Source organism: Streptomyces sp. NPDC097595 (assembly GCF_044761525.1).
Taxonomy (GTDB): Bacteria; Actinomycetota; Actinomycetes; order Streptomycetales; family Streptomycetaceae; genus Streptomyces; species Streptomyces drozdowiczii_A.
This window is the reverse complement of sequence record NZ_JBIWCN010000012.1, coordinates 75,491-89,248: the sequence shown is the minus strand read 5'-3', so window position 1 is coordinate 89,248 and position 13,758 is coordinate 75,491. Positions and strand designations below refer to the sequence as shown.

The 13,758-nt window shown below is 69.9% G+C and carries 8 protein-coding genes; 3 read left to right on the top strand and 5 right to left on the bottom strand.

From position 1 onward, the window contains the following. Positions 1–78 precede the first annotated feature (78 nt). From ACIQZN_RS19885 to ACIQZN_RS19875, 3 genes are all read left to right on the top strand, one after another. A complete protein-coding gene (locus tag ACIQZN_RS19885; RefSeq protein WP_403995284.1) occupies positions 79–1,353 on the top strand; it encodes an HRDC domain-containing protein in 1,275 nt (424 codons plus the stop codon). Positions 1,354–1,636: 283 nt separating this feature from the next. Continuing rightward, a complete protein-coding gene (locus tag ACIQZN_RS19880) occupies positions 1,637–2,863 on the top strand; it encodes a thiolase family protein (RefSeq protein WP_403995281.1) in 1,227 nt (408 codons plus the stop codon). Next, positions 2,860–4,989 (top strand): 3-hydroxyacyl-CoA dehydrogenase NAD-binding domain-containing protein, encoded by a 2,130-nt coding sequence (locus ACIQZN_RS19875; protein WP_403995278.1) that lies wholly within the window; start codon positions 2,860–2,862, stop codon positions 4,987–4,989. Before ACIQZN_RS19880 ends, ACIQZN_RS19875 begins: the two co-directional genes overlap by 4 nt. A 50-nt stretch (positions 4,990–5,039) precedes the next feature. Here the strand turns inward: ACIQZN_RS19875 and ACIQZN_RS19870 are convergent, their stop codons facing one another. The 5 genes from ACIQZN_RS19870 to ACIQZN_RS19850 all read right to left on the bottom strand — a co-directional run bounded on the left by ACIQZN_RS19870 (position 5,040) and on the right by ACIQZN_RS19850 (position 13,627). Next, positions 5,040–6,314 (bottom strand): phosphodiester glycosidase family protein, encoded by a 1,275-nt coding sequence (locus ACIQZN_RS19870; protein ID WP_403995275.1) that lies wholly within the window; start codon positions 6,312–6,314, stop codon positions 5,040–5,042. A gap of 81 nt (positions 6,315–6,395) precedes the next feature. Then, entirely contained in the window at positions 6,396–7,136 is a 741-nt protein-coding gene (locus ACIQZN_RS19865) for an Ig-like domain-containing protein (protein ID WP_403995272.1), read from the bottom strand. Continuing rightward, a complete protein-coding gene (locus ACIQZN_RS19860; RefSeq protein ID WP_403995269.1) occupies positions 7,133–7,942 on the bottom strand; it encodes a rhamnogalacturonan acetylesterase in 810 nt (269 codons plus the stop codon). Before ACIQZN_RS19860 ends, ACIQZN_RS19865 begins: the two co-directional genes overlap by 4 nt. Then, positions 7,932–12,416 carry a glycosyltransferase gene (locus ACIQZN_RS19855; RefSeq protein ID WP_403995266.1) on the bottom strand — a complete coding sequence of 1,495 codons (4,485 nt, stop codon included), beginning with the start codon at positions 12,414–12,416 and terminating at the stop codon, positions 7,932–7,934. Before ACIQZN_RS19855 ends, ACIQZN_RS19860 begins: the two co-directional genes overlap by 11 nt. After that, complete coding sequence (locus ACIQZN_RS19850; RefSeq protein WP_403995263.1) at positions 12,413–13,627, bottom strand: CDP-alcohol phosphatidyltransferase family protein; 1,215 nt, start codon at positions 13,625–13,627, stop codon at positions 12,413–12,415. The genes ACIQZN_RS19855 and ACIQZN_RS19850 overlap by 4 nt, the downstream gene beginning before the upstream one ends. Positions 13,628–13,758 lie beyond the last annotated feature (131 nt).

Here is a 13,758-nt window from a genome sequence, read left to right as displayed (position 1 = left end):
GCTGGATTACGTGCATCGGCGCCTGCCGACGGAACGTTCCGTCGGCAGGCGCCGCGCACACACAGATACCCTTGACACGTGACCGACGCCCAAGAGACCGCAGCAGACACATCACTGCGAACCACCGGGGGCGCTCCCCCGGACGACGTCGCCCCGGCGCCGATCCCCTTGCTCGAACCGCGCGAGGGCATTCCGCCGGTGGTGGCGTCCGACGACGCCCTGGCCGGGGTGATCGCCGCATTCGCCGCGGGCTCGGGCCCGGTGGCCGTGGACGCCGAGCGGGCGTCCGGCTACCGCTACGGCCAGCGCGCCTACCTGGTCCAGCTGCGCCGTGACGGGGCGGGCAGCGCGCTCGTCGACCCCGTCGGCTGCCCCGACCTGTCCGGGCTCGGCGAGGCCCTGCGCGGCACCGAGTGGATCCTGCACGCGGCGACGCAGGACCTGCCCTGTCTGCGCGAGATAGGGATGACGCCGACCGGGCTCTTCGACACCGAGCTCGCCGGACGGCTGGCCGGCTTCCCGCGCGTCGGCCTCGGCGCCATGGTCGAGAACGTCCTCGGCTACTCGCTGGAGAAGGGCCACTCCGCCGTCGACTGGTCCACCCGCCCGCTGCCCGAGCCCTGGCTGCGTTACGCCGCGCTCGACGTCGAGCTCCTCATCGACCTGCGCAACGCGCTGGAGGACGAGCTCGACCGGCAGGGCAAGCTGGAATGGGCCCAGGAGGAGTTCTCCGCCATCGCCTCGGCGCCCCCCGCTCCCCCGCGCCAGGACCCGTGGCGCCGCACCTCCGGGATGCACAAGGTCCGCCGCCGCCGCCAGATGGCGGTCGTCCGGGAGCTGTGGACCGCCCGGGACCAGATCGCCCGGCGGCGCGACGTCTCGCCCGGCAAGGTGCTCGGGGACGCGGCGATCATCGAGGCCGCGCTCTCGCTTCCGGCCAACACGCAGGCGCTGACCGCCCTCACCGGCTTCGGTCCGCGCATGGGCCGGCGCCAGCTGGAGCAGTGGCAGGCCGCCGTGGACCGGGCCAAGGCGCTGCCCGACACGGAGCTGCCGCAGCCCGGCCAGGCCCTCGCGGGACCTCCGCCGCCGCGCGCCTGGGCCGACAAGGACCCGGCCGCCGCCGCCCGGCTCTCGGCGGCCCGCGCCGCGGTGTCCGCGCTGGCGGAGCGGCTGCACCTGCCGCAGGAGAACCTGATCACTCCGGACACGGTGCGGCGGGTCTGCTGGGAGCCGCCGAAGAACCCGACGCCGGAGACGGTGGAGTCGGCGCTCGCCGGGTACGGCGCGCGGCACTGGCAGATCGAGCAGGTGGCCCCGCTGCTGTACCGGGCGCTGACGCAGCCCTCGTGACGGCGCATGGCCCTCGTACGGCATAGGACAGGGGCGTAATCACGCCAGGTTCCGCGCCGCCCCGCTCGGCTCGCGAATGGCCCGGACGGACTCGAAAACGAGTCCGTCCGGGCCATTCGCCGTGTGCGGAGGGGCGCTCTCCGGGCAGTTTCCGCGTGTGACCTTCGCCGCTCCGGCACCAGGGGGTGGGCAGTCTGGTTACCCGCAAGTAGCATGACCGGAGCGGCGTGCCTCCGGGCGCGCCCCGCAGCAGTGCCATCCCGCACCCTGGAGGAGAGCCATCGTGCCTCGCACCATCCGGGACGTCGTCTTCGTAGACGGCGTCCGCACCCCGTTCGGCAAGGCGGGCCCGAAGGGCATCTACCACGAGACCCGCGCCGACGATCTCGTCGTGAAGGCCATCCGGGAGCTGCTGCGCCGCAACCCGGACCTGGACCCCAAGAAGATCGACGAGGTCGCCATCGCCGCGACCACGCAGATCGGCGACCAGGGTCTGACCCTCGGCCGCACCGCCGGCATCCTTGCGGGTCTGCCGCAGTCCGTCCCGGGCTACTCCATCGACCGCATGTGTGCGGGCGCCCTGACCGCCGTCACCTCGACGGCAGGCTCCATCGCCTTCGGCGCGTACGACGTCGTCGTCGCCGGCGGTGTCGAGCACATGGGCCGCCACCCGATGGGCGAGGGCGTCGACCCGAACCCGCGGTTCGTGTCGGAGAAGCTGGTCGACGAGTCCGCCCTCTTCATGGGCATGACCGCGGAGAACCTGCACGACCGGTACCCCACGATCACCAAGGAGCGCGCCGACGCCTACGCGGTGCGGTCGCAGGAGAAGGCCGCCAAGGCGTACGCCAACGGCAAGATCCAGCAGGACCTGGTGCCCGTCTCGGTGCGCCGCACGAACGCGGAGGCCGGTGAGACCGGCTGGGGCCTGGTCACCGCCGACGAGCCGATGCGCCCGGGCACCACCATGGAGTCCCTGGCCGGCCTGAAGACCCCGTTCCGCCCCCACGGCCGCGTCACGGCCGGTAACGCCGCGGGTCTCAACGACGGCGCCACCGCCTCGCTGCTCGCCGCCGAGGACGTCGCCCGCGAGCTGGGCCTCCCGGTCAAGATGCGCCTCGTCTCGTACGCCTTCGCGGGCGTCGAGCCGGAGGTCATGGGCTACGGGCCGATCCCGGCCACCGAGAAGGCCCTCGCGCAGGCCGAGCTGTCCATCTCGGACATCGGTCTCTTCGAGATCAACGAGGCGTTCGCCGTACAGGTGCTGGCCTTCCTGGAGCACTACGGCATCGCCGACGACGACGCCCGCGTCAACCAGTACGGCGGCGCGATCGCCTACGGTCACCCGCTGGCCTCCTCGGGCGTCCGGCTGATGACCCAGCTGGCCCGCCAGTTCGAGGAGCACCCCGAGGTCCGCTACGGCCTCACGACCATGTGCGTCGGCTTCGGCATGGGCGCCACGGTCGTCTGGGAGAACCCGCACTTCGAGAACGCCGGAGGCGACAAGTGAGCACCACCACCGAGCTTCTGAAGGGTGCGGCCGAGCTGTTCCCGGACGAGGTCGTCACCCAGGCGCACGTACGCCACCTGGACCTGCCGGCCGGTGCGGGGCGCTTCGCCCTCATCACGCTGGACAACGGCCTGGACCACACCAAGCCGACCACCTTCGGACCGCAGTCGCTGGCGAACCTCGACGCCGCGATCGACCAGGTCGAGAAGGAGGCCGCCGACGGCGCGATCACCGGCGTCGGCATCACCGGCAAGCCGTTCATCTTCGCGGTCGGCGCCGACCTCAAGGGCGTCGAGCTGCTCAAGGAGCACAAGGACGCGCTGGCCATCGGCAAGGGCGGCCACGACGTCTTCCGCCGGCTCTCGGGTCTGGCGGTACCCACGTTCGCGTACTACAACGGCGCGGCGATGGGCGGCGGTGTCGAGGTCGGGCTGCACTGCACGTACCGCACCGTCTCCAAGGCGCTGCCGGCGTTCTCGCTGCCCGAGGTCTTCCTCGGTCTGGTCCCCGGCTGGGGCGGCTGCGTGCTGCTGCCGAACCTGATCGGCGCCGACCGCGCGGTCTCGGTGATCATCGAGAACTCGCTGAACCAGAACCGCCAGCTCAAGGGCAAGCAGGTCTTCGAGCTCGGCATCGCGGACGCGCTCTTCGAGGGCGCGGACTTCCTGGAGCGGTCCCTCGTCTGGACCGCCGACGTGCTCAACGGCACGGTCGCCGTCGAGCGCCCCGAGATCGACCGCGGGGACGCCTGGGACCAGGCCGTCGCGCGCGGCCGGGCCATCGCCGACTCCAAGGTGCACGGTGCGGCCCCGGCCGCGTACCGCGCGCTGGAGATCGTCGCCGCGGCCAAGGACGGCGACCTGTCCGCCGGCTTCGACCGCGAGGACCAGGCCCTGGCGGACCTGATCATGGGCGGCGAGCTGCGGTCCGGGATCTACTCCTTCAACCTGGTCCAGAAGCGCGCCAAGCGCCCGGCCGGGGCCCCGGACAAGAACCTGGCGCGCCCGGTCACCAAGGTCGGCGTGGTGGGCGCGGGCCTGATGGCCAGCCAGCTCGCCCTGCTCTTCCTGCGCCGCCTGGAGGTGCCGGTCGTGCTGACCGACATCGACCAGGAGCGCGTCGACAAGGGTGTGGGCTACGTCCACGCCGAGATCGAGAAGCTGCTCGGCAAGGGCCGCGTCAACCAGGACAAGGCCAACCGCCTGAAGGCCCTGGTCTCCGGTGTGCTGGACAAGGCGGAGGGCTTCTCCGACGCCGACTTCATCATCGAGGCGGTCTTCGAGGAGATCGGCGTCAAGCAGCAGGTGTTCGCGGAGGTCGAGGCGGTCGCCCCGGCGCACGCGATCCTCGCCACCAACACCTCGTCCCTCTCGGTCACCGAGATGGCGTCGAAGCTGAAGAACCCCGAGCGGGTCGTCGGCTTCCACTTCTTCAACCCGGTCGCGATCCTCCCGCTCCTGGAGATCGTGCGCGGCGAGCGGACGGACGACGCCTCGCTGGCCACCGCCTTCGGTGTGGCCCGCAAGCTGAAGAAGACCGCGGTGCTGGTGAAGGACGCCCCGGCGTTCGTCGTCAACCGCATCCTCACCCGCTTCATGGGCGAGATCCAGAACGTCATCGACGAGGGCACCCCGGTCGAGACCGCGGAGAAGGCCATCGAGCCGCTCGGCCTGCCGATGTCCCCGCTGGTGCTCCTGGAGCTGGTCGGCCCGGCGATCGGCCTGCACGTCTCCGAGACCCTGAACCGCGCCTTCCCGGAGCGCTTCACCGTCTCCGAGAACCTGGCGGCGGTCGTCAAGGCCGGCAAGCGCGGCTTCTACGTCTACGACTCGGGTGCGCCGGTCCTCGACCCCGAGGTCGCCGCCCTCCTCAAGCAGGGCGACACCGTCCTGACCGAGGAGCAGGTCCGCGACCGCGTCCTGGACGCGGTCGCCCAGGAGATCGGCCTGATGCTGGACGAGGGCGTCGTGGCCGAGGCCCAGGACATCGACCTCTGTCTGATCACGGGCGCCGGCTGGCCCTTCCACCTGGGCGGCATCACGCCGTACCTGGACCGCGAGGGCGTCTCGGAGCGCGTGAACGGGAAGAAGTTCCTGGCGGCGGGCGTGGCCAGCGTTCCGGCGTAACAGGCTCACTGAGCTGATCGCGGCCCGGCACACGTGTGCCGGGCCGCGGTTCATTCGGCGATCACCGCCAGGGCGGTGGCCACCGCCCGTTCGGTCCGCGCGCCGCCCGGGGAGTCGGTCGGCCTGTTCCACACCTCGCCGTCGACCACCATGGTGGTCGATCCGCCCCCGTCCAGGTTGACGGCGTCCGTCGCGCCCAGTGCGATCATGATGTCCGCCGCTTCCGGCATGGAAACGCCGACGCTGACGCCTGGCTGCCGCCCGTCGAAGGTCACCAGCAGCAGCGTGCCGTCCGCCGTGACGCCCGCCGCGGTTCTGGGCTCCCGCTGGGCGAGCGCCGCCCGGGTCAGGCCGTTTGCCTCGCCGTTGATCCAGCGGCGGCCGTCGCGGACGAGTGCGGGGCCGGCCCCGACCACCGAGGTCTCCGCACCGGACAGCTGGACGCCCCGGCTGTCGCGGACCTCGGACGTCAGGTTCACGTGTGCCCCCGGCCGGGCGTGCGACCTGAGCCAGGCCGCGCCCTTGCCCGTGCCGCTCAGGACGCGTGCGCCCCGGGGGACGGGTCCTCCGGCGGGCGCCCGCAGCGCCGTCACCCGTCCGGCGCGGTCCAGGAGCGCCTCCGCACTGTCGACGCCGCCCTTCGGGGTCGGGGCGCCCCACTCGCCCGTGAAGGCCACGATCTCGTCCTCGTCCACGCACAGCTGGTTGTGCGCGGGGGCCGACATGGGTTCGCCGGTTCGGGCGAGCCGGTCGCCGCCCACTCCCCCGCATCCCACGATGCGTCCGGGCGCCCGGTTGATCCCGTCCAGCTCCCGGTGCGCGCCGTCGGAGGCGGTCAGGGAGGAGGACGAGGTGACTTCGCCGATCCGGGGCCTGGCCGCCCCTCCGCCGAGGATCAGGGCGGTCCGTCCGTCGGCCGCCTCGCTCAGCAGGCCGCCCCTCGACACGTAGACGCCGAGCGGGTCCCCCTCGTAGCCGCTGAACGCGGGCCCGCTGCGGATGTCGAAGAAGGAACCGTTCACCGCCGCCCAGGCGCCCGCCGTTCCGGCCATTGCGCGCACGGTCTCCGAGCGGGCGAGGGAGGTGCCGTGCACCCCCTCCACGCGCAGCGACGCGTCGGGGGACACGGTGATCGCGCTGACCCGGACCGGGCTTCCGTCGGCGAGCCTGCGGGTGGACCGGGTCAGTTCGGCCCCGGCCGGCACCGATGGACGGAGGCTGCCCGCGTGCGGCGCCGCGCCCTCGTCGCCGGTCCCGCTGCCGCCCGGGGCGCAGGAGGACAGCAGCAGGCAGGCGGCCAGGGCGTACGCGCCCGTACGGCTCATGCCGGCCGCCCCTCTGGTAGTCACTCGGCGGTCCTCGTTCCGGTCGGCGAGGGGAGCACGCCGGTACGCGCGCCGCGGGCCTCAGCCCGCGATCACGCCCGGTGTCATGGTCAGGTCGCCCACGTAGACGGTGACCTGCGCGCGCGTGAGCCGTTCCGCCGGATCGGCGAGCACGTAGTCAAATGAGTCGTAGCCGGCGAAGCCGGCGACCGGGCTGTAGGTCACCAACCCGTCCGGAGTCACGGAGGTCTCTCCGAACCGGGCGGGGCCGACGCCGACGAGCCGCACCCCCTCGCCGAGCCCGTCCGTCAGCCCGTTGAGCGCACCTCGGTATCCCGGCGGCACCATGAGCTTCCGCCCCTGGGGCGGGAGGGGGGCGATCCGGTAGCCGAGCTGCTTGACCGACCGCGTGCTCGCCGTGAGGCTGCTGCCGCCGTCGGCGATGATGCCCGCGCGCAACTGGGGGACGAGGAAGGCGTGGCGCGGCACGTTCTCGTGCACCGTGAGCGCGAACCGGGCCGTGCGCACCTCCCCCGAGACCGTCGAGGTGGCATAACGGTCGCCCACCGCGAGCAGGCTCATGCCGGCGGCCCGCTCGATCGCCGCGGCCTCGCTGAAGGACTCCACCATCAGATAGCCGTAGTAGCGCGACCCCGGGCCCTCGGGGATGACCTTGAACTCGAACTCGACCGTCTCGCCCGGCCGCAGGGGAAGCGCGGGGTCCTTGTCCCCGTGCAGCTCCACCGTGCAGACGATCTCCGATCGGCCGGGCTGGACGCTCCGCAGCCGGGCTATCGGGTACATGTGCCGTACGTCCGTCACAGTTCCGCTCCCGCGCCGGAGGTCCGGGCATGGGTCAGGGCCGCGTGCGCCTCGTCGTCCAACCAGGTCACCGCGGAGGGCGGGAAGTCCTGCCGATCGAGGTCGACGGTCCAGTTCGCCGGGATGATCTGCTGCGCCACCAGTGAGTAGGCGACGAACCTGGCGCAGGCGATGGCCCCGGCCGGGACCAAGTGCCCGGGATCATCGAACCCCTCGGGGTAGTTGGGGTGCTCCCCCGGCCCGAGGTGGATGAAGAAGGAGCGGGTGCCCTCGTCGCCCAGCTCCGACCACCAGGAGAGGCTCTGGTGGTACAGGTCGATGTAGGGCGTGCTGGTCTCCGCGGCGACGTCGCTCATCGCCATGGCGTACTCCACGTGCTCCCGCGGCAGATTTCCGTGCGCGTCGTGGGTGTTCCGCTCGTGCGTGCTCACCAGCACGGGGTGCGCGTTGCGGGAGCGGGCGCCGTCCACGAAGTGGCGGAGGTAGGTGCGGAAGTCGCCGAACGCCTCGGTCCTCAGCCATTTTTCGGGCTTGGCGTCGTTGATGCCGAACGAGATCAGCATGTAGTCGCCGGGCCGGATGTTCTGGAGAATCCAGTCGAGCCTGCCGCGTTCGCTGAACGTACGGGAACTGGCACCCGCGCGGGCGCAGTTCACCACCTCGATCCGGCGGTCGAAGAAGAGCGGGAGCACCTGCCCCCAGCCCGTCATCGGCGCCCGGCTCATCTCCCGCGCGACCGATGTCGAGTCACCGGCGATGAAGATACGGCAGGCGGCCTCGGCGCCCGCGCCGTTCTCATGCAGCACTTGCCCACACCCTCTCCGTCTGCCGCACGTGCTCCGGAACGGTCGGCCCCGGAGGGGCGAGCTCACTCGCACCGGCGGTTCCCAGGCTGTCGATCGCCTCGAAGACCCGCTCGCAGTTGCCGTGGTCCCGGTGGGCGAAGAACTGTTCGGCCCGTTCGCGGTACGGCGACTGCACGACGAACCGGTTCCTGATCGAGGCGATGATCTCCTCCACGGCCTCGTCCACCGTGCGGCACACCGGACCGAAGCCGTCCGCCGACAGGTTGAAGTACCCGCGCTTGTAATGCCGGCCGTAGAAGTCCTCCTCGTCGAAGGGGACGTAGACGATCGGCGTGTCCATGTAGGCGACGTCGAAGAAGACGGAGGAGTAGTCCGTCACCATCAGCGAGCATTCCTTCATGGCCTGCTGGACGTTACGCGACTGCGGATCGGCCACGATGATGGACGGCGAGTCCAGCTGGAAGTGATGCAGATACGGGCGGATCTCGTAGTGCGGGAAGAACTCCAGGTCCACGCCGAACCGGTCCAGCGCCTGCGCCAGCCGGGGGTCGGACAGGAGCGCGCGGTAGAACCGGAAGTACTCGGACTGCGTGAACGAGGTCTTCGCCGGGCCCGCGCCCTTCTTGTACGAGGCGGTCACGATCCACTGGCGCCAGGTGGGCATGAGCAGGATGCGAGGGCGCTGCCTCGGCTCCTTGTCCAGGGCGTCGAAGCGGGTGAACCCCGCGAGGACGGCACGCTCCCCGTAGCCCGCCTCCTCGGCGAAGAACTCCCGTTCCTGGCGTCCACCCGTGATGATCATGTCGTAGCTGGTGATCCACTGCGACGCACCGCTGGTCACGTCGTTGTACGTGATGCCGTGCTGGAGGAATATCCGCTGGTATCGGATCAGCTCACCGAACCGGTGCAGGTACAGGGCCTTCCGGTATCCCTGCGGTACCAGATAGGACTCGGAGTCGTACGCCCCGATGAGCTTGGTGGCGTGGAGCAGGTACATCCGGTGCTTCCACGAGCCGAGCTTCAGCACATTGCCGTACGGGCTCACCTTGGCGAGGTCCGGGGAATCGCCGTCGATGACGTAGTAGGCGTTGCACCGCTTGCGGTTCTGCCTGATCCACTTGAAGAAGTGGTACGAGTTGTCCTGGGCGGTGTCGGACCGCTCGCCGATCACCCATATCTCGCGGGAGTGCAGCAGGGGGTAGGTCAGCCAGTAGGCCAGCCTCATCCGCCACCCGGGGTTGCGCCGCTTCATGATCCTGATCTCGCGCGCGGTCCGCCAGAGGATCTGCTTCGCGCGGGCCAGTGGGGTGCGGCCGATCAGCCTGAAGTGCAGGGAGTCGCCGTCACCGATGGTGAGCATGTACGAGTGCCGGCCGATCTCGCCGATGCCCTTGAGGCGGTGCAGGGGCAGCCGGGCCTTCATCACGACGTTGCGGTGACGCGCGCCGTCGGGGGAATGGACGCGCAGCCGGAAGTCGCCCGCCTTGAATCCCCCTTCGGCCAGCTTCTCCAGCGGGATCTCGGCGTACCAGCCGGCGTAGACGTCCTTGCCGTTCCTCGCGTTGCTGAGGTCGCGCCGGTAGATCTGGCGCAGCGGGACGACGATCTTCTCGACGGACGTCTGGTGCACGAATTCCAGGCGGTTGACGAACTTCGAGTCGATGTTCAGGCCCGGGAAGGACATGCAGCCCTCGACCACCAGGACGGAGCCGCGCGAGCGCACGGACTCCACGACGACGTTGGGGTCCTTGACCCGGGCGGAGCTCGACTGGTTCGCTGGCCCGCCGAACATGCGGAAGAAGCCCTTGCCGTCCATGTGGACGGCCAGCGGCACGTTGTCCAGCACGCTCTCGGGCGAGACGAACAGCTCGAAGTTGCCGGTCTTCGCCGCGTAGTGGTCGAGCTGCTGGGCGGGGTTGGTGACGAACTCGTCGATCACCTCGTCCGGGATGTCCGCGTAGTGCGCCCGCAGTCCGGGGAAGATCTCTTCGAGCTGGGACCGGCCCATCATGTTGCGGGCGTTGCAGAGGAAGCCCTTGTAGGTACGCGTGACGTACCGGTGGAACATCCTGCGGATCTCCGGTGACTCACCGCGCGACACTTCGAGCAGGAACTGGTTCAGCTTGAGGTGGTCCCAGTAGTTCGCCGGCTTACTCCACAGGGAGTCCATGATGGACGAGCCGTCGGGGCGTCCGCGGTAGTAGTAGACGGGCCGGTCCACCACGCTGATGGCCCGGGCGCGCAGCATGGCGGGCAGCGTCAGCCACGCGTCCTCGAAGTGGACGCCCTCCCCGAAGCGCAGGCCGAGCTCGCGCAGCAGGCGGGTGCTGAACAGCTTGTTGCAGGCCGAACCGCTGAAGATCAGGTCGGGCAGCTCCGCGAAGTCCTGGACGACGCGGTCGCCCTCGCCGAAGTACTTCTTCCAGGGGCCGTAGGGCCGGTCCGGGAAGTTGACGAGGTCGCCGACCACCACGTCCGAGCCGTCGCGCCGGGCGGCCTGGAGCATCGCGGCCAGCGCGTCCTCGCCGAGGATGTCGTCGGAGTCCAGGAAGGTGACGTACGGGGCGGTCACCATGTCGAGCCCGTTGTTGCGGGCGTTGCCGAGGCCGCCGTTCTTCTGGTGGACGACGACCACGTTGGCGTAGAACGAGGCGAAGTGGTCCAGCATCCTCGACGTGTCGTCGGTGGCGCCGTCGTCCACGAGGATCACCTGGGTGCTCGCGAACCCGCGCTGGGCGGCGATGGAGCCGAGGCAGTCGTCGATGTACTTCTCGACGTTGTAGCAGGGCACCACGACGGCCAGCTCGTACAGGTCCGGCGCGTGCGGGAGCGGCGCGGAGACGCTGTCGCGCCACCACATCCACGGGGCGGTCGGGTCGCTCTGCTCGGCGTCGAAGGTGCGGCCCCCGTCGACGGCGCACCGCAGCGCGAGGTTGCCGCTGACCGTGCGGTACCCCTCCAGGTCCTGGCCGTGGGCCCGGAAGGTGAACGCGGAGAGGTCGGTGTCCCGTACGTTGAGCGGGGACCGGGACCGGGACCGCTTCCACTCCACGATGACGGAGACGTTCCAGACGGTGCTGTCGGAGAAGTCCTTGCCCAGCAGGGACTCCAGCTCCGCCGTCCCCCGGAAGCCGACGAGCCGCTCGCCGATTTCGACGGCCGTCCCCGGGACGGGAGCGGTGAGGTCGCGCTTGGTGTGCCGGTTGCGGACGGCCAGCGTGAGCTTGAGGTCGTCGCCGGAGCCGATGCGCCCGAAGCGGTTGACGAGGCTGCCTTCGAAGCTCAGTCTCCCGTCCGTGACGGACCACTGGTCGAGCTGGGCGAAGAGCGGGACCTGGGAGAGGTTCGCGGTCGAGAGCCCGAGCTCCGTCACGTCGAGCATCCGCCGCGCCTCCGGCAGATGCAGGTGGTCGCCCGACCAGTAGACGCGCCCCTCCTCCTCGACCAGGAAGGAAGACAGCATGCTCTTGCGCTGCGCGTAGTCCAGCGTGGTGAGGGCCGCCTCGATCTCCTGGTACATGAGGAAGAAGGCACGGACCCGGTCCACGGGATCGCAGAGCTCGAACGCCTCCTCACTGATGGAGAAGAGGTAGTTGCTCGCTATCTGCGCGAAGCCCTGCTGGAAGTCCGGACCGCCTTCGGCGAGCGCCCTCATGTACAGCCGGAGGTCGTGGGCGAGGAACTTGGAGTCCTTGCGCACCTTGAGCTGCCACAGTCCGCGGTCCAGGAGGAACGCGTCGGTGGCACGGTGCACCGCGACGCGGTCCGTGATGCTGCGCAGCTCACCGGTGCGGCCGGTGATCGAGGCCCCTTCGGACTCCCACATCCACCGGTAGACGGGGTCGGTGATGATGGTGATCCCGTCGGCGAGGCAGCCGGCCACGGTGGAGAAGTAGGTGTCCTCGTAGAAGACCCCTTCGGGGAAGAAGACGCCCTGCGACCGGAGGAATTCCACCCGGTAGAGCTTCGCCGCCGCGATGGGGTCGGTGAGCATCAGCGGGAATTCCACCAGGTTGGGGACGGTGCGCCCCAGGGCGAAGACCTCGGGAGCCCATGCCTGGCTGTCACCGGTGGCCCGGTTGACCCTGATGGCCTTGCCCGCGGTGATGTCGCTGCCGGTCTCCAGAGCGCTGGCGAGCAACAGCTCGCAGGCTCTCGGGGGCAGCTCGTCGTCGGCGTCGAGGAACATCACGTAGCGGCCGGCGGCCTGGGCGATGCCCATGTTGCGCGGCGCGCCCACTCCGCCGCTGTTCTGGCCTCGGCGCAGGACCCGCACCCGCGGGTTGTGGCCGGCGAAGTTCTTGACGACGTCGAGGGTGTTGTCCGTCGAGGCGTCGTCCACGACCACGACCTCGACCAGCTCGTACGTCTGGTTGACGGCGGACTGGACGGCCTTGCCGATCGTCGTCGCGGCGTTGTAGGCCGGTATGACCACCGTCACCCAGACATCGGGCGTGTCCCGTTCGTTCTTCATCGGACGCTCTCTCGCTCACCCGGGTACCGGCGCTGCTGCGGCAGGGAGGAGGGGCGTGCACCGAGTGACCCGCCCGGCACCTGGAGGCGGAGGGTGTGGCCCTCCTCCCAGCCGCCCGTCTCCTGCGATGTGTAGGGCTCGGGGTACGGCTGGAAGAACGGGTCCTCGTCGGGCTGCGGGTCGATGAGCCGCTGGTCGGCCAGGAGGGCTTCCTGCTCGCCCCGGCGGTGCCGGCCGCGGTGCAGATGGGGTGCGATGGTGCCGGCCTGGGTGGGGGTGACGCTCAGCTCCTCCATGACGGCGGTGAAGTCACGGGTGGAGAGCCAGAACTTGTACATGATGACCAGCTCGAAGATGCCGAGCAGCACCGCGGATATCAGGGTGACCGCCAGGATCCGGCCGATGAGCGGGCCGACGATGAAGATGAACATCTGGAACTCGATGCCGCTGATGAGGTGCGGCCTGATCCGGCTGCGGAGCAGAGCCTGGCGGAACCGCTGGTACCAGGGGAAGCGGTGGCGGAACTGTGCGTGGAGGTCCACGACGTTCCCGGCGGTGGCCTGCTCCTTGAGGGTCTGAGCCTCTGCCTCGGGGTTCTCGCGCAGCAGGTCTTCCATGAACTGGATCTTCGGGGCGGCCGGCTCCTCCGCCGTCCCCTGCACGGCCTCGGCCGCGGCGAGTTCGGCCTCCTGCTTCTCGCGGGTGACCTTCTCGATCTTGGAGCGCATCGACATGCGCATCTTGTAGATCTGGAGGGCGTCCACGTAACGGAGCATGTCGAGGAAGACGACGAGCAGCGCCGCCAGCAGAAAACGCTCGTCCTCGGTGCGCAGGTACTGACCGCCCATCAGGGCCAAGGCGCAGAAGAGCACGCGAATGCGGTCGAAGACATAGTCCAGCCAGCCGCCGAACACGGTGCCATTGCCCTTGAGGCGCGCCAGCTTGCCGTCGATGCAGTCGAAGATGAAGCTCAGGTGGTAGAGCGCGGCTCCGATGATGAGGGACTGTGTGTCGCCCCTGAGGAACATCGCGGCCGAACCGAGCCCCACGAACAGCGCGGCCCAGGTCACGCGGTTGGGCGTGATGAAGCGGAACCGGGCCATGACGATGAGCATCCGGGTCGCGACGGGGTCGACCAGGACCACCGTCCACCAAGCGTCGCGCTTCTTGCATGTCAGCTTCTGGACAGCGCGCAGGGACAGTTTGGCCATAACCCCTCAGTCACGAGAACGACAGCGAACAGGCCCGCCGACGCGTTCAACGTGAAGGTGCCTTCATGTTCACAACATGCACACGGGTCCCTCACAAGAAGGCTTGCAGACCTTATCAAAACTTGATCCAG

What these genes read in the sequence shown, in the direction of transcription:
- ACIQZN_RS19870 (WP_403995275.1), bottom strand. Translation starts at nt 6,314, where the DNA reads ATGAGCCGTACGGGCGCGTACGCCCTGGCCGCCTGCCTGCTGCTGTCC.
- ACIQZN_RS19855 (WP_403995266.1), bottom strand. Translation starts at nt 12,416, where the DNA reads ATGAAGAACGAACGGGACACGCCCGATGTCTGGGTGACGGTGGTCATA.
- ACIQZN_RS19850 (WP_403995263.1), bottom strand. Translation starts at nt 13,627, where the DNA reads ATGGCCAAACTGTCCCTGCGCGCTGTCCAGAAGCTGACATGCAAGAAG.